Source organism: Bradyrhizobium sp. CCBAU 11361, from assembly GCF_028128935.1.
GTDB lineage: Bacteria > Pseudomonadota > Alphaproteobacteria > Rhizobiales > Xanthobacteraceae > Bradyrhizobium > Bradyrhizobium niftali.
The window spans coordinates 13,233-35,197 of sequence record NZ_LBJZ01000171.1; the positions used below are offsets into that span (position 1 = coordinate 13,233).

Here is a 21,965-nt window from a genome sequence, read left to right on the forward strand (position 1 = left end):
TCAGCACAACCTCCTGCATTTGTCGGGATGGGCCACATCCGGACATGCGATCGAAGCGCCAACTAGGGCAAACTATCGCCGTACGTCGAAATACGTCTTGCTCCCCCGCTCAAACCCCGCTTCCTCGTAAAAGCGTAGGGTGCTCTCCTACTTCGAACCGGTGGCCAAGTGAACTTTGTAGCAATCGGCCTGCGATGCAATATCGAGCGCATGAGCAAGAACCCGTCGCCCGAGCCCTCGTTTGCGGTAATCCGCGTGGGTGACCACATTCTCAATCACTCCATATGATCTACCGCCGCGAGACAGATTAGGCACAATTGCGAGCGTGCAGGAAGAGACAAGCTGCTTCGCTGCTTGCGCCACGATTACGGTCATGAAGCCGGATCTAAGCAACGTGGACCAAACGCGCTCAGCAGTACTTGTTTCCAGTCGAGCCTCGTGCGGATGAAGATGTCGGTAAAGGCTCAACACCTCGGGCAGATCATGTTCTGTTGCACGGCGGATAATGGCTTCTTTCATGTGCTAATCCCATGGAGATGAGATTTGCGCATATTAGCTGCGTAGCTGCATCGGACCAACCTTCGTTGCGAGCAGACGGAATAACAGTTGACGTTGCCGGGGGCGAATGCCGAGACGCATCACACGGACCAAAGTTCGGAAAACTCAAGGCGAGCGCAACTGGTCTGCTTCACCCCTGTTCGCAAGCTAGGCGCTGCATCCGTGTGTCGGGAATGATCACTCCCCGCTTGGTGGTCGAGCCCGAGCCAACAACCACAAATCCATGACGTTCATAAAACTCTTCTGCACCGAGCACAGACTTCACGTTCGAAATGATCGCCCCCCTCCGCGTGGCATCCTCAAGACATGCGGACAGAAGAGCCGACCCTATGCTGCGACGCTGGAAATCGGGATGCACGAATAGCGAGAGCAACTCGCGGACATGACCGGATCCGCGGTTCAGGTTCGCGAAGGGCCACATCCGTACTCTCAAACCGTTACCGCGAGCTAATCAATCCTCGTCAACGAGCACCTCCGGCTGTTTTCGCTGTCTCAGGGCTGCAGGAGTGATAGGAGCCTTTGACGGTCTTGATCGCGTAGGCGCTGGCATTCACGCAGCCGTTCCAGCTCCTTTTCAGCGCTTGCAGCATTTTGACCCTCACGTTTCAAGTCGAGAACTAGCCGCTCCTGTTCTGCAAGCTGGCGCTCTCCTGCGACCACCTCGCGTTCAACACGGCCCAACTCATCATAGATCGAGGTTCTGTCCATCGCAGCGCTCCACGGTGCTCGATCAACCCGATCCACGTTTCACCGTTCCTCCGTTTTTTCCCGACCGTTTTGACGCTACCGGGAGGGGTGGCGTCGCTCGCGAGCAATCGACCCGATACGACGGGCAGCGCGTGCAAATCCACTCCCGCGAGACGGGGAAGTAGCTTTGGATACCTGCTACCCACGAGTCATGGGCGCACTTGGACGGGCTCACGCGCTCGGCGCCCTCGTCCGCACCTATCTCGAAAGCCGCCGCAACGAGATGCGCAAGATCGACCCGGCCCTGGCCACCTTCATCTGCGTCAGCGCGATCGAGGCCGTCGCGCACAACACGGTGCTGAACCACGCCGAGATGCTCACGGAGAAGACGGTGCGGACGCTGGTGGACGAGACGACGCGGATGGTGGTGGGGTATTTGAGGTAGGTGGAACGATGTCTGGGGCTTGCACGCGACCTGCTGGCCGCGAGGACAGGTTACGCTTCATGGCGCGGGGAGACGACAGCTCCGCTCCGGACGTTCATCCCACGAACCGGCATGATGACATCATGCCCCTGTTTTGCCCGACGGGTCAAATCGATTCGGAAAACCGTTATCCGTCCATGGCCTCGCTACTGTGCATGGGGTTGTTTTCGGCATTTTAGGCTGGCCGCCCCCTAAGCAGCCATCCGCTACTGATCGCCGCGCATGCGTCACCGGCCGGGGCGCTCTCCACGCCGACGGTCAATCCACCCGACAGATGATTTGGAAAAAATGGTCGGAGCGAGAGGATTTGAACCTCCGACCCCTAGTCTCCCAGGCGGAAGCAGATGTTTGTTCCTGCAAGGTAAAATTTGGAAACTAGCGAGCGGGGTCCTACCGAACTCTCAGGAGTTTTTATCTCAATTGTAAACCATTGGTTCGCCCAGCCGTTCGTCCGGCCGAGTCTACTGAACCAAGCGAAGCTATAGCTTCCGATAGGTGACGTGTGCCGTCGCAAACGGAATTCCCGCACGCCCGGCGCTACCTCGCACGATGCAAACCCTGTCGTCGATCGCATAGAACCAGTCGTCGAAATTCAGCTTGATGGACTTACCGCCCGCTTGCGGTGTGTCGCGCGTGTACTTCCAATGGAACGCGCAACCGGCTTGCTCGCCTACTGCCTCACCTTCAAGTCGGTTTTCCAATCCGGTGTACTTGCCGGCCTCGCCTTTTCGTATCGTCCAATGCAAGGTGTCGCTGTGTCCATCGTCAAACGTATATGTCTCGTTGAACACCAGCGCATCGGTGTCCGCATCCCGTTCGCCGTGCCCAGCTATCGCTGCTCGCTTCAGTAGTCCACCGACCAAATTCTCCAGCACTACCCAGCCTTCGAGCTGCCCGACGAAAAATCGTTCAGGAAGAAACAGCGGCGTTGTGCCAGCGAAAGCATAGATCGCCATCGGTAAGCCCTCGAAAAGCGTCCAACGAACTAAGTCGCCTCTATCGGGCAGGTTCCCGACCGGCGCGGAAACATGCTCGGTTCGGTGCACTCTACCATGCGCAGCACGCTTTGCAGGACGGGCATTCATACGATCGGATAACGCGGTCGAGAAAGGTTGGGCTCGAGCTGCACGAGAGCGGGACCTTCGTGCGGCTGATCAAGGCTGAGGCCCAATAAAAACGGCCCCAGCATACCCCTATGCTGGGACCGTTGGAGGTTTGCTTGGCGGTTGGAGCGCTAAGCATCCCTAGCTTAGGAAAAACTGGCAATCAGGTCTGTCCGCTTTCGTACACAAGCGGTATGGTTCCCGCTCGGGAACGGAACTGATCGCAAAAGACATGCAGGCTCAGTTGGAAAGCTCCGCACGGATGCTGCCGAGTGCGCCCTCATCCGTGACCTGGCGACCGACCCGAAGAAACGAGAGCTTTTTACGAAGCTGGCTGATCACCTGTCGGTTCTCGCCTCAGAAGTTGAACGCGCAATCGCGGACAGCGTGAAGCAGACCTGATGAAGGCGGGCTGGGGGCGGCCTTTCGAGGAGCCGATCAGGTCAGAGTCCGCCAACGGCGCTTTGACGCATCGGGAAAAATCGGCAATACTCGCCGTATGGTTGCTCTCGATGAGATTGCAGATGCCATCCGGCGCGAAGCTGACCGCGCGCATCGACTGAGATTAGAGGGCCTGGTCGAGGACATCCGGAAGACCATAGAGGGACCGAGCAGCGCCAAAAAGAAGGTGGCGTGGATCAGAGAGCTGCTCGCCGGCCAGGGCTATCGCGCCCAAGAGTAGACCCGCCAGCTTGAAACCGACCGCCACCTGAGGCGGCCTCACTTCCAGAACGTCAGCACTGCTAGCGCCACGACAGGTGTGAGCCCTACACAGATAATGGCGATACGAACTAGTATCTCGCTCCACATAGCCGGGAAAAAGTAGCACCTACAACTTTGTCGCACAATCCAAAATTGTACGCCGATTGTGGCCCGCCAGCGTGAACCGGCGGCCTGCGCACAAGGCACTTAACCCACGACCGGCAGTAGCTCGCGCTCGTGCCGTGCTACTAGGAATCGATAATTTGCAACGTGCTGGCGACGCCGCTTTGATCTCGGCATGCCTCATCCACCGCCACCGCCTTCGCACGTCGACGGTCGACCGATCAAGATCACCTTCGGCGAGATGCGGCAGATGGGCTTGCGTGGCGTCCTGGTCTACTGCCATTGCGGCCATCACGTTGCACTGAGCGCCGATCGCTGGCCCGACGATGTCCGGCTGTCAGATATCGAGCCGCGCTTCGTCTGCACCGCCTGCGGCGGGCGTGGCGCCGACGTCAGGCCAAACTTTGATTGGCTTAGGCCGCCGATGCCGGCAATGGGCTATCGATAGCGGGGAAAAACGGCCCCGGCCGTGGGGTGTCGTGGTGGGCGTTGAGGCCGGGGCCGTGGGTGCTTGGACCTTGGGGAAGCTCAAGCAGGTCGTCGATTGGCGACGCCTTGATTAGAAATATGGTGTCCCGCGCCGCTTTCTCGACAGGCGCTGCGTCTCCGGTAGCCTCCTTGGGGGGCAGGAGATTGGCAAGGACGACGGGAACCGCCCCCGGCTTTGAAAGAGCCTTTCCGACAGCCTCAGTGATAACCGTTTGCAGAACCGATGTGCTCTGCGCCCAAAGCTTTTGATGGGCCTTCTCGATATCTGGATATTTGCGCAACAGGGCGTTGAGGTCGCCGGGTCCGAAAATGTCGCCCGGCGTTCGCAGCGACGGGCCGATGATCTCGGCTAGTGCGTTCTTGTTCTTTGGCGTGAGTGGCGCAGACGTCACAAGGATGTACCGCGTCGGCGCCAGCCGGTCGATCGATAGCCGCTCCTTAGTCATCTTCGACTTCAACGCCGCAAAACCGGAGCCGTGGTAATGCTTCGCCTGCATCACGATCGATCCGTCCGCACGCGCATGGCGGCCGTCCATCCCGTCGTCAGGGCCCTCGGAAAACGCTTCGAAGCGAAGCTCTATCTCGCGCCCGACGAGGTCGCGGGCCAGATCCTCAAACTCGCTGTGGGACAGACTCGCGAAATCATAGTTCATGCGTCCAGAATGAGTGCCCGCTTCCTGGGCAGTCAAGCAATCGAAAGCACTATTGCGTCGCGACCAAACTTTACTAACAACTAGATAAACCAGCGGTTGCAACAGGCCGGGTCCGACCGAGCGCCGAACGCGGGCGCATCGCCGCCGCCGTTCGACCTACTGATTGCTTCTTCGGGCAGCTTCGGACCAAATCGCGCGGATTGATGCTCTTTGCCGCTACGTCTCCGGCCCTAACAGAATAACCCGCCGCCGTATCTCTGGCCGCATCGCTCCTATCAATTTCCCGATGTCCTCCTGCCAGATCGAGGCGAAGACGCACACAAGGTCATATAGCGCCGCACCCGCGAGAATGTTGCGCAAGAACTCCTTCCGCTGCCTCATGAACGAGGCGGCCGTACCACCGATCGATCTGTCATCCATGACGACGATGCGCCGGTCCCGCGGAAGCTGAATAACCAGGACAGGCTTGGTGTGCGAATCGAAGTACGACCAGTGGTCCATATCCTGAAACGTCGTGAGCACCGCTTCGGCACGTTTGAGGGCCCCTCGCGCCTCGAGCGCCGCCAACGCCCGCTTCTCCAGCGGCTCTTCAGGATGTGAAACGCGCTGGCGCTTGGCGACAGCCTTGGTGCTCTTCTTGAGGAGGCCCCTGAGTTCAATGATCGTAAGCCTGCCCTCGGCAACATCCTTGAGCAGTTGCTGTCGTTTCTCGGGTTGGCGTGCTGCAATGCGGGCGACCCGCTCGACGGCCGCGACAGGCATCCGAACGCCAGATGGCAGTTGGGTAATACCCTCGGCCTCCAGGTACTGGGCAGCCGAGATAAAACGCCGGAGCGTGTTGTCGCTCAGCTTCACCCGCTTCGACAGCTTGGCGATGTAGTCGCGACGATCGCCCCGGCCCAGCGCCTCGTAGGGTCGGACGTGAGGTCGAATATAAGCGAGCCACTCGCTGGCTATTCTTCCTGGAGATGGAGACATGCGCTGAGGGGCCGAATCGAGAGAGCAAGGGCCCATTAGTATAAGCCAGTGCACTGGCTTAACCACGAGAAACGTGTTGTTGACGAAAGAGGCACTTCGCGTGACACTGTTCGGGCGCGCTGTCTCCGGTCAATACGATCTAGCGCGCTCGATGCGAGATAGAGCAGTGATGGCTACGGCCGAAGCGATGATCGAGATAGAGCACGCGGCCTTCTGCGTTACCTTCGGAGTAACGTGGGGGAAGCAAGGCTATGCTTCGGCATCCCTCTCCAGGGGTCTGGAAATCGAGCGCCCGCACCGGGGCAGCCAGCCTCATCTGGACGGGGCAGCCCGCGCGGAAATGGGCCTTCGTGGAAATCTCGTGGAAACCACCCCTTCAGGCCTCAGGCGCGGGGCGCCTAAGTCATTGAAGAGGATGGTGGGCACGACAGGGATCGAACCTGTGACCCCTACCATGTCAAGGTAGTGCTCTCCCGCTGAGCTACGTGCCCTAGAGGTCATTTCATCGGTGGGGTCCCTATAACGGCTCAGGGGACCCGGCGCAAGGACGGAACGGGGCCGATTTAGGCCGCCAGCATCTTGTTCACTTCGCTGACCAATTCGCGCAGATGCACGGGCTTGGACAGCACCTTGGCGTTCTTGGGGGCGTCCGAATCCGAATTCAGGGCGACCGCAGCGAAGCCGGTGATGAACATGATCTTGATGTCGGGGTCGAGTTCCGAGGCCCGGCGGGCGAGCTCGATCCCGTCCATTTCCGGCATCACGATGTCGGTCAGCAGCATCTCGAACGGCTCTTCGCGGAGCCGCTGATAGGCGGCCATGCCGTTGTCATGGGACGAGACCTGAAAACCGGCGTTTTCCAGCGCCTTGACCAGGAAACGGCGCATGTCGTTGTCGTCTTCGGCGAGCAGGATCTTTGGCATGGCAGGAAACGTCGAATCCCCAGAGGATATCAGCAGAGGTCACTAAGCCCGACAGAGGGTAAATTTGGGGTGAAAATCTTTACCCTGGACGGCTCGCGCTGCCGGCTCCTTGTGAACCCGAATGCGGCTCGAATCAATCGAAGCCGACCAGTCGATCCCCGCCCGCTGCCCGCACGGTTAAGACATGTTCCAGCGCCAATCACATCTTTTCGCTTGGCAGAATGGTTGCGATTCCAGACAATGACGACACATAAGAGCCGCTCGACCGGCCGAATCAATCCGTTCAAGCCTTTGCCGGACCTTGCAGGATCCTGCGGGGCCGGATCTTGTGGCGTGAAGGGACGAAGCCTGGGAATAAGGGACGAAGCCTGAGAAGATGACCCGGTTTGACGGCGAGATGTCGCCAGCCTTCGAGATCGTCGAGCCCGCCGAATGGCGCGCGCCGGTCATCTTCAACTCGCCCCATTCCGGCTCGACCTATCCGGACGAATTCCTCAGCGCCTCCAGGATCGACCTGCCGACGCTGCGGCGGTCGGAAGACTCCTTCATGGACGAGCTGATCGGCCATCTCAGCGCCCGCGGCTTTCCGACCGTGCGGGTCAACTTTCCCCGCTCCTATGTCGACGTCAACCGCGAGCCCTACGAGCTCGACCCCCGTATGTTCACCGGGCGGCTGCCGAGCTTTGCCAATACCCGCTCGATGCGGGTCGCCGGCGGCCTCGGCACCATTCCGCGCGTGGTCGGCGACGGCCAGGAGATCTATCGCGACCGCATCCTGGTCGACGATGCGCTGGCGCGGATCGAGACGCTCTACAAGCCCTACCACCGCGCGCTGCGTCGGCTGATCAACAAGGTGCACCAGATGTTCGGCACCGTGGTGCTGGTCGATTGCCACTCGATGCCCTCGGTCGGCGTCAGCCGAGACGAGCCGCGCCGGCCCGACATCGTGATCGGCGACCGCTACGGCACGAGCTGCACGCCGTTTTTGCCCGACCGGGTCGAGGAGACCATGGGCGGGCTCGGCTATTCGATCGGCCGCAACAAGCCCTATGCCGGCGGCTTCATCACCGAGCATTACGGCAACCCGGCGAGCGGGCTTCACGCGGTGCAGCTCGAACTCAACCGCGCGATCTACATGGACGAGCGACGGCGCGAGCGCAGTCCGCGCTTTGCGCAGGTGGCAACCGACTTCGGCGTCCTCGCGGACGTGCTGGCGAGCACGATTCCGTTCGGCGATCTCGGCCCGTTCCAGGCCGCGGCGGAATAGGCGCAAGCCGTCATCGCGCGACGACGTCGCGAATCACAGAACACAGCTGCGCGCATATCGGACGCCGGATCTTCACTTCGCGTTTTCGCGCAGTCGAAACGAAACAGACGGCCCAAGAAAAAAGGGCCGCTCGCGAATGACGCAAGCGGCCCAAGTCTAGGGAGGAAACGCCCAAGGAGGGCAGCGGTAACGCAGAGCGCTACCGCACCGCAACAATATGCGGCCGCGCCGCACAAAGTGCAAGGGCTTTTGAGCGGTTTCCCATGCAAAACACACATGGCTCTGTTGCTTCCAGAGAAACCCAGATTCAGTCTCTTTGATAAGGAAATTCAATGGGTTGATAGTCATTTGCATACGAACAAGGCATGTTCGGAACTAAGTTTTCAACTCAATGATCGATATTTGGCCAGCATATGGCTCGGATGAGGCAGCCGGTCTCCGCATCCAAAATACCAGGGTGCAAATCAAGACAGCGCTGCACGCGAGAGGCGAATTGAGATAGGCAGATGCGAGCTTCACCCGACTTTCGTTTTGAGGATGCGCCGTGACGGTGATCGACTTCTCAGCCTTCATCGGACGGCTCGCCACCGCCTCCGGCGAAACCATCCTGCCGTTCTTCCGCACCTCGCTGTCGATCGACGACAAGAGCAAGACCAAGGATTTCGATCCCGTCACCGAGGCCGACCGCGCCGCGGAGGCGGTGATGCGGCGGCTGATCAAGGCCAACTTCCCCCAGCACGGCATCGTCGGCGAGGAATTCGGCAATGAGCGCGAGGACGCCGACTATGTCTGGGTGCTCGATCCGATCGACGGCACCAAGTCCTTCATCGGCGGGTTCCCGATCTGGGGCACGCTGATCGCGCTGCTGCACAAGGGCGCGCCGGTGTTCGGCATGATGCACCAGCCCTTCATCGGCGAGCGTTTTTCCGGCGACAACGGCTCGGCCAACTATAAAGGCCCCTCCGGCGAGCGCCGGCTCCAGGTCCGCCGCTGCACTTCGCTGTCGGAGGCGACGACCTACACCACCAGCCCGCTGCTCATGAACGAGCGCGACCGTGCCACTTTCGGCCGCATCGAGAAGGGCGCGCGGCTGTCGCGCTATGGCGGCGACTGCTACTCCTATTGCATGCTGGCGGCCGGCCACGTCGATCTCGTGGTCGAGACCGAGCTGAAGCCCTACGACATCGCGGCCCTGATCCCGATCGTGACCGGCGCCGGCGGCGTCGTCACCACCTGGGAAGGCAAGCCGGCCCAGGGCGGCGGCCGCATCATCGCGGCCGGCGACGCCAGGGTTCACGAAGAAGCAATGAAACTGCTCAATGGATAAACGACCCGTCGTTTGCGCATGATCCATTCGGAAAACCGCTGCACACTTTTCCGGATCATGCTTCAGGGGGCTTGTATGAAAAACTGGCGTAAGCTCTTCCTCGCAAGCCTGCTTCTGTTTCCCGCCCTCGCCTCCGCCCAGAATTTTCCAGCCAAGCCGATCAAGCTGATCGTGCCGTTCCCGGCCGGCGGTCCCAACGACATCATCGCGCGCGTGATCGGCCAGCGCATGTCGGAGCTATCAGGGCAGCCGGTGCTGATCGACAATCGCGGCGGCCAGGGTGGCGTGCTCGGCACCGACGCGGTCGCGAAGGCCGCGCCCGACGGCTACACCATCGCGATCTCCTCAGCCGGCGCGCTTGCGATCAGCCCGAGCATGGAGCGGGTTGCCTACGACACATTGTCCGACCTCACGCCGGTGACGCTGGTTGCGACCGTGCCGGAAATGCTGGTCGTCGCCACCAACGTGCCCGCCAAGGACATCGGCGAACTGATCGCGCTCGCCAAGGCGCAGCCGGGAAAGCTCAACTTCGCCTCCTCCGGCCCCGGCAGCCTGCCGCATCTCGCCGGCGAATTGTTCAAGCTGACCGCCAGGATCGACATCGTGCATGTGCCCTATCGCGGCGCCGCGCCCGCGGTGAACGACCTGCTCGGCCAGCAGGTGCAGATGACGTTCCTCGATCTCCCCGTGCTGCTGCCGCAGGTCAAGGCCGGCGCCTTGCGGCCGATCGCGGTCGGCTCGGCCGAGCGCGCACCGACGGCGCCTGAGGTGCCGACCACGGCGGAAGCGGGCTTTCCTGATCTGCGCATCGAGAACTGGTACGGCATGGTCGCGCCCAAGGGCACGCCGAAGGAGATCATCACCGCGCTGCATGGCCTGGCGACGAAGGCGATGGCGGATCCGGCCGTGAAGGAAAAGCTCGCCGCACAAGGCGCGACGCTGATCGGCGACGAGCCGGAGCATTTTCGCCAATTCATCGCGGACGAGACCAGGAAGTGGACGAAGGTGATCAAGGACGCAGGGGTGGAGACGGCGAAGTAGACAAGGACAGTTGCCGCACCGTCATCGCCGGGCTTGTCCCGGCCATCCACGTCTTCGCGACGCGGCACCACGAACGTGGATGCCCGGGACAAGCCCGGGCATGACGAGTTTGCGCCGCCATCTCACGCCGCCTCTGCCCGCAAATGCTCCACCAGCATCTTGGCCGGGCGCGGCAGCGTCTTGAAGCTTCGCGCGCAGATCACGAGTTTGCGGTTGGCGAAGGCATCGCGCAGGCGGACCATGGCGAGCGGCATCAGCCTGGCGCAGCGGCGGGCGGCGGCTTCGGGCACCAGGGCGACGCCGACATCGGCGGCGACCATCTGGCAGATCGCGTCGAAATCGCGCAGGCGCGCGCGGTAATGCGGCCGCATGCCGAGCCGGGCCGCGTGCTTCGAAATATGAACCTGGAGCGCGGTGGCGCTGGTCAACCCGACGAACTCGCACGCGCCCGCCTCCTGGAAATCGATCTGACGGCGGCCGGCGAACGGGCCGCGCCTGGACGTCACCAGTGTCAGGCGGTCCTCGCTGAAGACGAAGCGCTCGATATGGTCGGGCAGCGCGTGCTCGGCGGCGAAGCCGAGATCGGCGGCGCCGGCGGTGATCGCGGCCGCGATGTCGGTGCTCTCGCGCTCCTCGATGTCGATGGCGACGTCGCGATGCTCGCGCAGGAAGCCGGCCAGCGCCTTCGGCAGATGCTCCGACAGGCCGGAGGTGTTGGCGAGGAAATGCACGCTGGCGCGCACGCCACTGGCAAAGCCTGCGAGATCGCCGCGCATGGCGTCGATCTGGTGGATCACGAGGCGCGCGTGATCGAGCAGGCTCTCGCCCGCTGCGGTCAACTCGACGCCGCGGCGCCCGCGCTTCAGCAGCGCGACGCCGAGCGCGTCCTCGAGCCCCTTGATGCGCGCGCTGGCCGAGGCCAGCGCCAGATGCGACCGCTCGGCGCCACGCGTGATGCTGCGCTGGTCGGCGACTGCGATGAACAGCTGGAGATCGACGAGATCGAAACGCATCCGGATTCCTCCAACCTAGCCTTCGTCTATGGCGAAGGCTGTCTCCGTAACCTCCAGATTGTGCCCGGGCGCGGCTTCGGTCAATGTGCAGGTCATGATCGACCCTCTCCTCATCGTCATCGCCGCCGTCTTCCTGATCGCCGGATTCGTCAAGGGCGTGGTCGGGCTCGGCCTGCCGACCGTCTCCATGGGCCTGCTCGCGGTGAGCATGGCCCCGAGCCGTGCGATCGCCATCGTTATCGTGCCCGCCATTGTCACCAATATCTGGCAGACTTTCGTCGGCCCCCATCTGCGCGACATCCTCAGGCGGCTGTGGCCGCTGATGATCGGCACCGTGATCGGCTGCTGGCTCAATGCCGGCGCGCTGACCGGCCCGCATGCGCGCTATGGCACGATCGTGCTCGGCGCCCTGCTCGTGATCTACGCGGTGATCGGCCTGAACAAATTCCAGTTCCGCGTCGCGCCGCAGAACGAGAAATGGGTCGGCGGCGTGGTCGGCGTGGTCACCGGCGTGATCTCCGCCTCGACCGGCGTGCAGGTGATCCCCTCGATGCCGTTCATGCAGGCGATCGGCATGGAGAAGGACGAGCTGGTGCAGGCGCTGGGCGTGTTCTTCACGACCGCGACGCTGGCGCTCGCCTTCAACCTCACCGCCGGCGGATTGCTGACGCCGGCCAATGCCGTGCCCGGCGCCGTGGGCATGGCCATGGCCTTCGCCGGCATGTTCATCGGCCAGTCGGTGCGGGCGCGGATGCCGGCGGAAGCGTTCCGCCGCTGGTTCCTGATCGCGATGATCCTGCTCGGCCTTTATCTCGCCGGCAGCGCGCTACTGAAGGAATTCGCCTGAGGCAGATCGTAGGGTGGGTTAGCCTCGCAGATTGCGCAAAGCGCAAGCCGCGAGGCGTAACCCACCTCTTTTGATTTCCGCGGTGACAGAAGTGGTGGGTTACGCCAAGGGACTGCGCTTCGCGCAGCCCGGAGCTAACCCACCCTACGCAGCCTCATGTCATTCGTTCGAACGAGTTACCGCGTCTCCAGCATGGCGACGCGGATGCCGAGATAGATGAAGAGGCCGCCGAGGGCCCGATTGACCCAGGCAATCGCACCTTCGGACTTTCGCAACCGGTGCGCGGCCTTTGCGGCGAACGCCGCCAGCACCAGGCACCACAGCGTTCCCGTGCAGATGAAGATCAGCCCGAGCGTCAGGAAGGCGAGCGGCATGTGCGGTGAATCGGCTGCGACGAATTGCGGCAGGAAGGCCAGGAAGAACAGCGCGACCTTGGGATTGAGCGCGTTGGTGAAGACGCCCTGGAGGAACACCCGCCGCAGCGAGCTCCGCGCCGGCTCGTCGATCGCCGATGCCAGTGTCGGCCGCGACCACAGCATCTGAAGCCCGGTTACGACCAGATAGGCCGCGCCGACCAGCTTCAGGATCGAGAAGGCGGTGGATGAGGCCATCAGCAGGGCCGAAAGGCCAATCGCCGCGCCCGCGACGTGGAAAAAACAGCCGCAACTGATGCCGAAGGCGGCGGCGGCCCCGCCCCGCCAGCCCATCTGCATGCTGCGGCCGATAACGTAGACGGTATCAGGTCCCGGCGTGATATTGAGCAGCACGCCTGACAGGATGAAGAGCCAGATTTCGTGAATGCCTAGCATGTGAGGTGCCCCGCCGCCCCGTCCGTCTCAAGAGATCGGGCTTAGTCGGTTCGGCCGCCGTCGTCCACCGCCGGGACTGCGTAGGATTTACCTTGAATTTGCAATGCGGATCATACTTTCCCGCGGCCTCATCTGTTCTATAAAGGCTGGGTTCTTGAAATGCGGGATTCGAGGCGATTGCCACGCCGTGGCCGGTCCTCGGTCCGTTGGAGCTCCGGGGCTATGGAAAGACGTCTGGCCGCCATTGTCTGCGCCGATGTCGCCGGCTATTCGCGCATGATGGGCAGCGACGAGGCCGGCACCCATGCCGCCTTCAAGGCCCATCGCAGCGCGATTCACCCCATCATCCTCAATCACGGCGGCCGCGTCGTGAAGAACACCGGCGACGGCTTCCTGCTGGAATTCCCCTCGATCGTCGGCGCCACCGAGGCCGCGATCGCGATGCAGACGCTGATGGCGGAGCGCAACCACCACCTGCCGGCCGACCGCGCCATGCAATTCCGGCTCGGCATCCACATGGGCGACGTCATCGCCGACGAGGACGAGGTGTTCGGTGACGATGTCAACATTGCCGTCCGCCTGGAATCGGTGGCGAGCCCCGGCGGCTTCGCCATCTCGGCCAAGGCCTACAGGGAGGCGAGCAAGCATCTCACCGTGCCGCTGGTCGATGTCGGCAACCATCGCTTCAAGAACATCAAGGATGCGGTCGGGGTCTGGACCTGGAAGCCCGAGGGCGCGCCGGCGCTCGCTCCCGAGCTGAGGGAGGCGTCCACCCTCTCGCAGCAGTACCGCACCGCCATCGTCGGCGTGCTGCCCTTCGCCAATCTCAGCGACGCCCAGGACGAATATTTCTCCGACGGCCTCACCGAGGATCTGATCCACGCACTGTCGCTGCAATCCTTCTATCGCGTGCTGAGCCGCAACTCGACCTTCGCCTTCAAGGGCAAGAACACGAGCACCCGGCTGATCGCACGCGAGATCGACGCCACCTATCTGATCCAGGGCTCGGTGCGGCGCGCCGGAGCCAAGATCCGCGTCACCGCCGAGCTGATCGCGCCGGAGACCGGCGAGCAGCTCTGGACCGGGCGCTACGACCGCGACATCGGCGACTTCTTCGCGATGCAGGACGAGATCACCACCAACCTGTCCGCCGCCATCGCCACCGAGATCGTTCGCGCGGAGGCCTCGGCGCCGGCGCGGCTCTCGACCGACGTGACCGCGTGGGACCGTTTCCTCAAGGGGCTGTCGCATTACTACCGGCAGACCAAGGAGGACCTGGCCGCCGCAATCGACCTGTTCCGGGAGGCCATCGAGATCGATCCCAACCTGGCGATCGCGCACGCCTATCTTGGCACGATCCAGATCCAGAGCATCCAGTTCGGCTGGATCAAGGGCACGCGGGAGATGTGGGCCGAGGCGATGAACCTCGCCGAAACCAGCGTCCGGCTCGACCCGCGCTCCTCCTTTGCGTTCTCGATCCTGTCCTGGGCCCATGCGATGGAGGGGCATTACGAGGCCGCGATGGACGCCGCCAAGCGCGCGGTCGCGCTCAACCCCTACGACATGGGCGCGCGCGGCGTGCTCGGCATCTGCCATTTCGTCATCGGCGAGCACCGCGAGGCGATCGAGCTGTTTTCGATGGCCGCGCAGCGCGACAACAGCGACCCGCGCTACCAATGGGCCGCGCTGAACGCGTTCAGCCATTATCTGCTGGGGCAGTATGACGCGACCCTGTCGTGGGCCCGCGAGCAGCTCTACATCAACCCGAACCACATGCAGGCGCTGGCGATCCGTGCCGCGGCACTGGCGCAATTGGAGCGGACCGACGAGGCCGTCGAGGCCACCCGCGTGCTCATGGGCAATTACCCGACCCTGAACGTCGACCGCCATTTGCGCAATTTCCACTGGAAGCGGCCCGAGGACCTCGCCCATTACCGCGACGGGCTGCTCAAGGCGGGCGTGCCGCTCGGCAAGCTGACCCTCGTCCAGAGCGACGTCAAACGCGCCGCCGAGTCCTGACCGGCAGGCCGCGGCCGCTTCGGCTCTTGTTGACACAACAGTGAATTCGGCCACACTTCGTCACACGCTGAGGTAGTATACCCTGCTGTCGGTTTGTTAGGACTTTCCGCGCTTGATCGGCGCGTCTGCATTTCACGATTCGCCGTTTTCAGGAATTTGGGCCATGAACGACCCCGCCTCGAAGCCCCCCGTCAATCCCTCGATCCAGGTCTCGCCGAACAATCCCTGTCCGTTCCTGCGCGGCCTCGTCGGCGAAGGTTTTGTCGACGGCGGCACCGTGCCTCTCCGGACGCTATCGCAGACCATCGCAAATGCAAGCGGCGAGACGGGAGCGAAAAAGACTCTGGCCCGCATCCAGACCCGTGGCGTCGCGCTGATCGCCAACGGCGCCTGTCACATCCTGCAAAGCATCTGCTGGGGCGCACAGCTCAATACGCTGCGCGGCGGCCCGCTCGACAAGCTCGGTGCCGGCTCGCGCATCCTCGGCGTCGACGGGCGCGTCAACGAGGACGAGATCGCGCGGCTCGCCAGTTTCGGCGGCACCTATGCCGATCCCGACGGCGGCGCCGAGACCGGGCTCAACGCCTCGCAAATCCAGAGCTTCATGGACGACAATCTCAAGCGCGCCGGCAAGCAATCGCGCTGGTACTACCCGATCCTGATGAAGTTCGAATGGCCGATCCTGCTCAAGATCATGGGCAAGGGTCACGGCGATGACCGCTATCTCAGCGTGGCCGAGGTGAGGACATTGTTCGACGAGCGCAAATTCCCGGATAGGATCACCCAGCGGGTCGTCAGCCAGCCGGTCACCCCGCCCTCGCTCATATTGCGCGTTGCCGGCGGACTCGTTGCCGCGCTCCTCGTCTTTGGCGTCGTGGCGCTGCGCTTTCCGGATCAATTCCAGCCGATGCTGCCCGGTATCCTCGGGGACCTGGTGGCGCCGCCGTTGCCGGAGCACGTCGAACCCCGGGCCGCGTACTGGCTCGAGCAAAACTGGGCGCTGGAGGACCGGCACTGGTTTCATCACGCCAGCCAGGGCACCGCGACCTTCCCGGTGCCCTATAACTGGTTCATGGCGCTCGAGCAGCCGCGGCTTCATTTCTTCGCAAAGCCCGGGATGCTACACGACAGCGACCATCTGCAGCGCTTCGGCTTCATCCCCAGCCCGCAGACGATCAACACCGACGACGCCACGCTGCGCCGGTTCGGCTACGCCAACGTCTACGACAAGACGAAGCCGGTGCCGGCGCGGCTTTGGAATCCGCCGGTCAACTGGGGCACCCAGGCTGAAAACGTCGACGGCCTGCCCGTCGGCTTTGCGCGCATGACCGGCGTACCCGATCCTGCGACCGGCCAAATCGGCGAGGACCGGATCGGCCTGACCTGCGCCGCCTGCCACACCGGCCAGATCCACTACAAAGGCATCGACATCCGTTTCGACGGCGGTCCGGCGATGACCGATTTGAGGAAGCTCGAGGTCACGACTGGTCTGTCGATCGCCTACACGCTCCTCGTGCCGGGTCGCTTCACGCGCTTCGCCGACCGTGTGCTCGGCCCCTCCGCCAGCGATGCGGATCGCGATGCGCTGAAGCAGAAGCTGCGTGCGATCAGCACATTCCTGATCGACTGGGAGAAGACCTACGCGAAAACCATCGACGGCAAGACGAGGTTCAACGAGAAGACGAAGCGGGAAGAGCCGCAGCAGGACACCGAGGAAGGATACGGCCGTCTCGACGCGCTCAACCGCATCGGCAATCAGGTCTTCGCCCAGGACATGACGCTCAGTGGCCTCAGCGGCTTCGAAAAGAATCTGCATGCCAAGGACGCGCCGGTCAGCTTCCCGCCGATCTGGACCGTGCCCTGGCTCAAATTCGCGCAATATGACGCGTCCATCGAACAACCGCTGATCCGCAACGCCGGCGAAGCACTGGGCGTGACCGCGCTGCTCAATTTGTCCGACAATAGCCCCAAGGACACGCTGTTCCGCTCGTCGATGGACATCAAGAATCTGAACTGGATCGAGGATCTGCTGAAGGGGTCGGCGCCCTATCCGAAGAAGCAGCTCTCCGGACTGACATCGCCGAAATGGCCGTCGGACATCTTCGGCGACAATGCCTGGAAGATCGATGGCGAACGCGTCAAGAACGGCCGCAAGCTCTACGCGCAGATCTGCACCGAATGCCATCTCGGGCCGGTCAACGATCCCGTGTTCGACACCGAGTTTCCGGACCAGAGCATCTGGTCCTCGTCGCGTTGGGAGACCATCGGCAACGACAAATTCCTGAACGAGGTCCAGAAAAGCGTCAAAGGCATGGGGACCGATCCCGCCCAGGCCAGCGTGCTGCAGACGCGGACGGTTCAGGTCCCGGGGTTTCTCAAGCTCGATCCCACGCAGAACCTCAATACCTGGTGGAGCTGCAATCTGCCGGATATCTCGTCGACCGACATGCCGTACTCGCTCGGGCTGATGGTGCTCGTCGACATCGTCAGCCGCAAAGCGATGGACGATGCGAAGATCCCCCCGAAGGTCCAGCAGGCCTGGTGGGGTGAGCGCAAGAACTGCCCTAATCCCGGTCCGCAGCCGCCCGACAAGAAGGAGCCGCCGCCCTGGTATCGCGCGCGCCCGCTCAACGGCGTCTGGGCCACCGCGCCTTACCTGCACAACGGATCGGTGCCTTCGCTCTACTGGATGCTGAGCCCCGCGGCCGAGCGCCCCAAATCGTTCTGCATGGGAGGTGGTCGCGACTACGATCCGAAGCAGGTCGGCTTCGCGGTCGTCGACGGCGAGAGCTGCAAGACCGGGCAGTCGCGCTTCTCGACGCGAGCGTCGGACGGCACCGAGATGTTCGGCAACAGCAATGCCGGCCACTCGTTCGATGGCACGCCGGGCCCCGGCAAGGACGGCACCATCGGCCGCGTGCTCAAAGAGCAAGAGCGCTACGACCTGATCGAGTATCTCAAGACGCTGTGAGCTGGTCTTCTTACCTCGCCCCGCTTGCGGGGAGAGGTCGGATTGCATCGGAGATGCAATCCGGGTGAGGGGGACTCTCCACGAGTCCAACTCTCACCTCCCTTGCGGAGACTCCCCCTCACCCCAACCCTCTCCCCGCAAGCGGGGCGAGGGAGCACACCGTCACTGCCCCTCACTTGAACAGCGGCGTGCCCGGCACGAAGGCGTCGAAGGCGGCCCAGAACTGGGAGCGGTAGCGGTCCTGCTCCTGGAGGATCTCGTGCTTCGAGCCGGCGATCACGAGATGGGAGCCGGCGCGCAGATGGTAGGCGAACTCCTCGATCGCCGCGGTCGAGACCACGGTGTCGCTGGAGGCCGCCAGCATCAGGATCGGCTGGCGGATCTCGGAGGGGTAGTTCATGCCCTTGAAGGTGTGCATGGCACGAAAGGCGGAATCGGCCCAGGCGACCGTCGGTGACGCCAGCCCGAGCGTCGAATCCTCCTCCAGGATCGCGGCATTGCGCGCATAACGCACGGGATCGCTGGTCAGGGGATTGTTGATGAAGGGATCGAGCCCGGTAATGCGGTCGCTGCCGCCGGGGACATAGCGGCCGCCCATCCCCATCAGGCGCATCGTCTTCAGCAGCGCCCGCGCCGGCAACGAGGTGGTGCGGCCGGGCAGGTCGATCATCGGCGCCGACAGCACCATGCGGTCGAACCAGCGCTTGCCCGCATGCGCAACGCGCAGCATCACCGTGCCGCCCATGGAGTGGGCGAGCGCGAAGAAGGGCGGCGGGCAATCCGGCAGCACCACCTGCTGCACGAAGGTCTCGACGTCGATCTCGAAATCGGCGAAGTCGCGCACATAGCCCTTGCGCGGATCGCGCAGGCGACGAGAGGAGTGGCCCTGCCCGCGCCAGTCGATCATCGCCACCGCAAAGCCGCGGTCGCGCAGGTCGCGCACGGTCTCGAAATATTTCTCGATCTGCTCGCTGCGTCCGGTGAAGACGCAGACCGTGCCCTTGCGGTTCGCCGGCGGCGCCCAGCGCGCAAAGCGCAGCTCGGCGCCATCGGGTGTCTTGATGGTGCCGCTGACGACGTCTTCGGGAACGGGATTGGACGGAATCGAGATCAGCGTCATTGGGCGAGAAATGCTGCAAATCAAGGGGCTGGAGCGCCGAAAAGGCGCAAGTTGCCGCCCTCTTGAACGCCGTTCCCCTGAACCCATATCACCATGGTGCAGGCCGCTACCAGTGTTTCGGAACCGGAACATCAGGCTGCACACAGACTAAAGCCCGGCCCGATTGGCGGGCGGGTTGGCAAACAGTCGCTCAATGGAGGACTTGACCATGCGTACCTACGATCTCACCCCCTTCTATCGTTCCACCGTCGGCTTCGACCGCCTCTTCAGCCTGCTCGACCAGGCCGGTTCGGACGGCAGCCCCGGTTATCCCCCCTACAATATCGAGCGTACCGGCGAGAACGCCTACCGCATCACGGTTGCGGTCTCGGGCTTCGCCAAGGACGAGCTCTCCATCGTCGCGAAGGAAAACACGCTGACGATCAAGGGCGAGAAAGTCGCAGGCGAGAACTCGAAGTCCGAGGTGCTCTACCGCGGCATCGCCGCGAGGGCCTTCGAGCGCGCCTTCCAGCTTGCCGATTTCGTGCAGGTGAAGGACGCCTCGCTCGAGAACGGGCTGCTTCATGTCGACCTCGTGCGCGAGATTCCCGAAGCCAAGAAGCCGCGCCAGATCGCGATCAATGCCGGCGCGCCCAAGGCGCAGGTGATCGAGAACTCGGCCGCGCAAGTCGCCGCCTAAACCGCACGCACGCCACTTCCGAGTTGCGAAAACGCCCCGGTGCCCCGGGGCGTTTTTTTGTTTGGCTCTCCTCGTCCCGGTTGTCGTCCCAGCGAAGCCAGGGAACCCTACCGCGAGATCTATCAATCGTGCGCGGAAGAAATACCGAACGACGGATATGCCATATCTTCCCCGAGGTGATGGTCTGCCTGAGGTGATGTCTCGGCCTTCGCCAGGACGTCACCGATTGCTGAACTGCGTTGCTGGACTATTGCGCCGCATCACAGAGCGGTGAAACGGCGTAACACCGCCGCCCCGCGCCTCGTCATTTGGAGATCGAACCCAAGACAAGACGGAGAACAATCATGACTTTCTGGCGCAGCCTTTTCGTCGCCGCGAGCCTGCTGGCGGCCCCTCTCAGCCTGGCTCACGCACAAACCCCGCAAACCGTGAAGGCCAAGAACGTCGTGCTGGTGCATGGCGCCTGGGCCGACGGATCGAGCTGGTCGGAGGTGATCCCGATCCTCCAGGCAGCGGGCCTTCACGTGACCGCCGTGCAAAATCCGCTGTCGTCGCTTGCGGACTCCGTCGAGGCGACCAAGCGCGCGCTGGCAGAGCAGGACGGGCCGACCGTGCTGGTCGCGCATTCCTGGGGCGGCACCGTGATCAGCCAGGTCGGCACCGACCCGAAGGTCACCGGCCTCGTCTATGTCGCCGCACGCGCGCCCGACGCGAACGAGGATTTCGTCGCGCTGTCGAAGCAGTTCCCGACCGGCCCGGTGCGCGCCGGCATCGTCGAGCGCGACGGCTACACAAAACTCTCGGAAGACGCCTTCCTGAAGTATTTCGCCAATGGCGTGAAGCCGGAGCAGGCCAGGGAGCTCTACGCGGTGCAATGGCCGACCGCCGCCTCGATCTTCGGCGGCCGCACCACCGAAGCCGCATGGCGCTCCAAGCCGAGCTGGTACGCGGTGTCGAAGAACGACTACACCATCAATCCCGATCTCGAACGCTTCCTCGCCAAGCGCATGAACGCCACCACGATCGAGCTCGATGCCGGCCACCTCTCGCTCGTGTCGCATCCGAAGGAAGTGGCGAATCTGATCCTGGAAGCTGCGGGGTATGGGCGAAGCTGAGAGGCGATCGTCACGATGCAAAAAGGCGCCTGAAATCTCAGGCGCCTTTTGTTTTGCTCAGCTCTTCCCCCACGTCGTCCCGGCGAAGGCCGGGACCCATACTCACAGGGAGAAGTTTGGCGAAGACCCGTCGTTCGGGACTGGGGCATCTACCACAACCGATAGACCTCGCGGTATGGGTCCCGGCCTTCGCCGGGACGACACCGTGAGTTCGACTAGCGCCGTCGCATCACGCGAGCAGCTTGCTATTCCAGCCCCTGCGCGGGCGGCATGTCCTGTGTCGGCGGAATCGTTGCCGTAGGCTTTGCCTGCTCCACTGTCGGCGCAGCGGCTTGCGGCGCGGCTTCAGTAGGCTTGGGCTGCACGGCCGCGGTCTGCGCAGGTTGAGGCTGCGGTGCCTGGGCCTGCTGTACCGCAGGCTCGGCCGGCTTCACGGCTGCGACCGGCACTTGGCCGCGCGGAGGAGCCGCCTTCGGCAGCGGCACGGTGCGGCTGGCAACACGCGGGATCGGGGCGGGCGGGCGCGGCGGGCCGCTGCGGACCACGGTCGGCGGCGGCAGCGCGCTTTGCGGACCGTAAGGGGCGACCGCACGCCCCTCATAGGTGGGGGCCATACCATAGGCGTCGGCGGCGGGCATGAAGCGCAGGATTCGTCCATCGCGGGCGTCGATCACCAGCCGGCCGTCATCGCCACGGCGGTCGATCACCGCGATGGTGTAGACGCTGCCGCGCAGGCGCGGGATGCCGAGCGGCGAGAAGCCGTTGTCGCGCAACACCGCATAGACTTCGGTGGCCGGCAACAGCGCCGGCGCCGGGCCGCGTTCTTCGTAGCCATAACCGTACCGTGGCGGCGGAGGCTGCACGGCGTTCGGCGGCCCATAGGGCCCGTCGAAATCCGACGCCGCGATCGTAGCCCCTCCCACAATACCGTTCGCTGGAACTTGCGCCTCTGCCGCGGTCACGACCAGCGCCAGCGCGGCGGCGGCCACACATCTTGTGAAAAACTTCATGGTCGACACGCTCCTGTCAGGCCCCGGATGGATCGCGCTCTTTCGCT

At 63.3% G+C, this 21,965-nt stretch carries 22 protein-coding genes and 1 tRNA gene; 11 read left to right on the forward strand and 12 right to left on the reverse strand.

All coding sequences use genetic code 11. From position 1 onward, the window contains the following. Window positions 1-147: 147 nt before the first annotated feature. The 3 genes from XI08_RS18545 to XI08_RS18555 all read right to left on the reverse strand — a co-directional run bounded on the left by XI08_RS18545 (window position 148) and on the right by XI08_RS18555 (window position 1,266). On the reverse strand, window positions 148-519 hold the full coding sequence (locus tag XI08_RS18545) for a GNAT family N-acetyltransferase (protein ID WP_271575491.1): 372 nt from the start codon (window positions 517-519) through the stop codon (window positions 148-150). Between the two features lie 169 nt (window positions 520-688). Beyond that, window positions 689-979, reverse strand: coding sequence for a GNAT family N-acetyltransferase (locus XI08_RS18550; RefSeq protein WP_271575492.1), 291 nt, complete (start codon window positions 977-979; stop codon window positions 689-691). Window positions 980-1,050: 71 nt separating this feature from the next. Continuing rightward, the gene (locus XI08_RS18555; RefSeq protein ID WP_027548238.1) at window positions 1,051-1,266 is read right to left on the reverse strand and encodes a hypothetical protein; all 216 of its coding nucleotides are present in this window, start codon (window positions 1,264-1,266) and stop codon (window positions 1,051-1,053) included. A gap of 115 nt (window positions 1,267-1,381) precedes the next feature. Between XI08_RS18555 and XI08_RS18560 the strand changes: the two genes are divergently transcribed. Further along, window positions 1,382-1,690: a hypothetical protein gene (locus XI08_RS18560; protein ID WP_333927708.1), complete on the forward strand. Its 309-nt coding sequence runs from the start codon at window positions 1,382-1,384 to the stop codon at window positions 1,688-1,690. 518 nt (window positions 1,691-2,208) lie between these two features. On the opposite strand, the gene XI08_RS18565 is transcribed toward XI08_RS18560, so the two are convergent. After that, entirely contained in the window at window positions 2,209-2,685 is a 477-nt protein-coding gene (locus XI08_RS18565) for a DUF3833 family protein (protein WP_135179502.1), read from the reverse strand. A gap of 548 nt (window positions 2,686-3,233) precedes the next feature. Between XI08_RS18565 and XI08_RS18570 the strand changes: the two genes are divergently transcribed. Then, complete coding sequence (locus tag XI08_RS18570; RefSeq protein WP_271575494.1) at window positions 3,234-3,395, forward strand: hypothetical protein; 162 nt, start codon at window positions 3,234-3,236, stop codon at window positions 3,393-3,395. A gap of 437 nt (window positions 3,396-3,832) precedes the next feature. After that, window positions 3,833-4,105, forward strand: a complete 273-nt coding sequence (locus XI08_RS18575) for a hypothetical protein (RefSeq protein ID WP_271575495.1) — start codon at window positions 3,833-3,835, stop codon at window positions 4,103-4,105. Here XI08_RS18575 and XI08_RS18580 read toward each other — a convergent pair. From XI08_RS18580 to cpdR, 4 genes are all read right to left on the reverse strand, one after another. Further along, window positions 4,071-4,799: a hypothetical protein gene (locus tag XI08_RS18580; RefSeq protein WP_271575496.1), complete on the reverse strand. Its 729-nt coding sequence runs from the start codon at window positions 4,797-4,799 to the stop codon at window positions 4,071-4,073. The two genes, XI08_RS18575 and XI08_RS18580, sit on opposite strands and share 35 nt — an antisense overlap. Window positions 4,800-5,015: 216 nt before the next feature. Next, window positions 5,016-5,777, reverse strand: coding sequence for a hypothetical protein (locus tag XI08_RS18585; RefSeq protein ID WP_271575497.1), 762 nt, complete (start codon window positions 5,775-5,777; stop codon window positions 5,016-5,018). A 416-nt stretch (window positions 5,778-6,193) separates the two neighbouring features. Continuing rightward, window positions 6,194-6,268 (reverse strand) — tRNA-Val (locus XI08_RS18590). A gap of 72 nt (window positions 6,269-6,340) precedes the next feature. After that, on the reverse strand, window positions 6,341-6,700 hold the full coding sequence (gene cpdR, locus XI08_RS18595; RefSeq protein ID WP_007597092.1) for a cell cycle two-component system response regulator CpdR: 360 nt from the start codon (window positions 6,698-6,700) through the stop codon (window positions 6,341-6,343). A 376-nt stretch (window positions 6,701-7,076) separates the two neighbouring features. Here cpdR and XI08_RS18600 point away from each other — a divergent pair, with 376 nt between their 5' ends. The 3 genes from XI08_RS18600 (at window position 7,077) to XI08_RS18610 (ending at window position 10,335) form a co-directional block, all read left to right on the forward strand. After that, on the forward strand, window positions 7,077-7,967 hold the full coding sequence (locus tag XI08_RS18600; protein ID WP_271575498.1) for an N-formylglutamate amidohydrolase: 891 nt from the start codon (window positions 7,077-7,079) through the stop codon (window positions 7,965-7,967). A 544-nt stretch (window positions 7,968-8,511) separates the two neighbouring features. After that, on the forward strand, window positions 8,512-9,294 hold the full coding sequence (hisN, locus tag XI08_RS18605) for a histidinol-phosphatase (RefSeq protein WP_271575499.1): 783 nt from the start codon (window positions 8,512-8,514) through the stop codon (window positions 9,292-9,294). Window positions 9,295-9,369: 75 nt separating this feature from the next. Further along, on the forward strand, window positions 9,370-10,335 hold the full coding sequence (locus tag XI08_RS18610) for a Bug family tripartite tricarboxylate transporter substrate binding protein (RefSeq protein ID WP_271575500.1): 966 nt from the start codon (window positions 9,370-9,372) through the stop codon (window positions 10,333-10,335). Between the two features lie 122 nt (window positions 10,336-10,457). On the opposite strand, the gene XI08_RS18615 is transcribed toward XI08_RS18610, so the two are convergent. Continuing rightward, window positions 10,458-11,348: a LysR substrate-binding domain-containing protein gene (locus tag XI08_RS18615; protein ID WP_271575501.1), complete on the reverse strand. Its 891-nt coding sequence runs from the start codon at window positions 11,346-11,348 to the stop codon at window positions 10,458-10,460. Window positions 11,349-11,442: 94 nt separating this feature from the next. Here XI08_RS18615 and XI08_RS18620 point away from each other — a divergent pair, with 94 nt between their 5' ends. Beyond that, entirely contained in the window at window positions 11,443-12,195 is a 753-nt protein-coding gene (locus tag XI08_RS18620) for a sulfite exporter TauE/SafE family protein (protein WP_271575502.1), read from the forward strand. A gap of 176 nt (window positions 12,196-12,371) precedes the next feature. Here the strand turns inward: XI08_RS18620 and XI08_RS18625 are convergent, their stop codons facing one another. Then, window positions 12,372-13,004, reverse strand: a complete 633-nt coding sequence (locus XI08_RS18625) for a LysE family translocator (RefSeq protein WP_271575503.1) — start codon at window positions 13,002-13,004, stop codon at window positions 12,372-12,374. A gap of 222 nt (window positions 13,005-13,226) precedes the next feature. On the opposite strand from XI08_RS18625, the gene XI08_RS18630 reads away from it, so the two are divergent. Next, window positions 13,227-15,023 (forward strand): tetratricopeptide repeat protein, encoded by a 1,797-nt coding sequence (locus tag XI08_RS18630; protein WP_271575504.1) that lies wholly within the window; start codon window positions 13,227-13,229, stop codon window positions 15,021-15,023. 163 nt (window positions 15,024-15,186) lie between these two features. Next, window positions 15,187-17,994, forward strand: coding sequence for a di-heme-cytochrome C peroxidase (locus XI08_RS18635; RefSeq protein WP_271575505.1), 2,808 nt, complete (start codon window positions 15,187-15,189; stop codon window positions 17,992-17,994). Between the two features lie 172 nt (window positions 17,995-18,166). Here the strand turns inward: XI08_RS18635 and XI08_RS18640 are convergent, their stop codons facing one another. Then, entirely contained in the window at window positions 18,167-19,114 is a 948-nt protein-coding gene (locus XI08_RS18640) for an alpha/beta fold hydrolase (RefSeq protein WP_027545657.1), read from the reverse strand. A gap of 208 nt (window positions 19,115-19,322) precedes the next feature. Here XI08_RS18640 and XI08_RS18645 point away from each other — a divergent pair, with 208 nt between their 5' ends. Together XI08_RS18645 and XI08_RS18650 are read left to right on the forward strand one after the other, a co-directional pair. Beyond that, window positions 19,323-19,793 carry an Hsp20 family protein gene (locus XI08_RS18645; RefSeq protein ID WP_027545656.1) on the forward strand — a complete coding sequence of 157 codons (471 nt, stop codon included), beginning with the start codon at window positions 19,323-19,325 and terminating at the stop codon, window positions 19,791-19,793. 344 nt (window positions 19,794-20,137) lie between these two features. Beyond that, window positions 20,138-20,908 (forward strand): alpha/beta fold hydrolase, encoded by a 771-nt coding sequence (locus XI08_RS18650; protein ID WP_027545655.1) that lies wholly within the window; start codon window positions 20,138-20,140, stop codon window positions 20,906-20,908. Between the two features lie 245 nt (window positions 20,909-21,153). Here the strand turns inward: XI08_RS18650 and XI08_RS18655 are convergent, their stop codons facing one another. Beyond that, window positions 21,154-21,918 carry a hypothetical protein gene (locus XI08_RS18655; RefSeq protein WP_271575506.1) on the reverse strand — a complete coding sequence of 255 codons (765 nt, stop codon included), beginning with the start codon at window positions 21,916-21,918 and terminating at the stop codon, window positions 21,154-21,156. Window positions 21,919-21,965: the final 47 nt, after the last annotated feature.

Bases quoted from the DNA above. Each gene is read 5' to 3' on its own strand.
- XI08_RS18545 (WP_271575491.1), bottom strand. From the start codon at position 519: ATGAAAGAAGCCATTATCCGCCGTGCAACAGAACATGATCTGCCCGAG.
- XI08_RS18550 (WP_271575492.1), bottom strand. From the start codon at position 979: ATGTGGCCCTTCGCGAACCTGAACCGCGGATCCGGTCATGTCCGCGAG.
- XI08_RS18555 (WP_027548238.1), bottom strand. From the start codon at position 1,266: ATGGACAGAACCTCGATCTATGATGAGTTGGGCCGTGTTGAACGCGAG.
- XI08_RS18565 (WP_135179502.1), bottom strand. From the start codon at position 2,685: ATGGCGATCTATGCTTTCGCTGGCACAACGCCGCTGTTTCTTCCTGAA.
- XI08_RS18570 (WP_271575494.1), top strand. From the start codon at position 3,234: ATGAAGGCGGGCTGGGGGCGGCCTTTCGAGGAGCCGATCAGGTCAGAG.
- XI08_RS18575 (WP_271575495.1), top strand. From the start codon at position 3,833: ATGCCTCATCCACCGCCACCGCCTTCGCACGTCGACGGTCGACCGATC.
- XI08_RS18580 (WP_271575496.1), bottom strand. From the start codon at position 4,799: ATGAACTATGATTTCGCGAGTCTGTCCCACAGCGAGTTTGAGGATCTG.
- XI08_RS18585 (WP_271575497.1), bottom strand. From the start codon at position 5,777: ATGTCTCCATCTCCAGGAAGAATAGCCAGCGAGTGGCTCGCTTATATT.
- cpdR (WP_007597092.1), bottom strand. From the start codon at position 6,700: ATGCCAAAGATCCTGCTCGCCGAAGACGACAACGACATGCGCCGTTTC.
- XI08_RS18600 (WP_271575498.1), top strand. From the start codon at position 7,077: ATGACCCGGTTTGACGGCGAGATGTCGCCAGCCTTCGAGATCGTCGAG.
- XI08_RS18610 (WP_271575500.1), top strand. From the start codon at position 9,370: ATGAAAAACTGGCGTAAGCTCTTCCTCGCAAGCCTGCTTCTGTTTCCC.
- XI08_RS18615 (WP_271575501.1), bottom strand. From the start codon at position 11,348: ATGCGTTTCGATCTCGTCGATCTCCAGCTGTTCATCGCAGTCGCCGAC.
- XI08_RS18620 (WP_271575502.1), top strand. From the start codon at position 11,443: ATGATCGACCCTCTCCTCATCGTCATCGCCGCCGTCTTCCTGATCGCC.
- XI08_RS18625 (WP_271575503.1), bottom strand. From the start codon at position 13,004: ATGCTAGGCATTCACGAAATCTGGCTCTTCATCCTGTCAGGCGTGCTG.
- XI08_RS18630 (WP_271575504.1), top strand. From the start codon at position 13,227: ATGGAAAGACGTCTGGCCGCCATTGTCTGCGCCGATGTCGCCGGCTAT.
- XI08_RS18635 (WP_271575505.1), top strand. From the start codon at position 15,187: ATGAACGACCCCGCCTCGAAGCCCCCCGTCAATCCCTCGATCCAGGTC.
- XI08_RS18640 (WP_027545657.1), bottom strand. From the start codon at position 19,114: ATGACGCTGATCTCGATTCCGTCCAATCCCGTTCCCGAAGACGTCGTC.
- XI08_RS18645 (WP_027545656.1), top strand. From the start codon at position 19,323: ATGCGTACCTACGATCTCACCCCCTTCTATCGTTCCACCGTCGGCTTC.
- XI08_RS18650 (WP_027545655.1), top strand. From the start codon at position 20,138: ATGACTTTCTGGCGCAGCCTTTTCGTCGCCGCGAGCCTGCTGGCGGCC.
- XI08_RS18655 (WP_271575506.1), bottom strand. From the start codon at position 21,918: ATGAAGTTTTTCACAAGATGTGTGGCCGCCGCCGCGCTGGCGCTGGTC.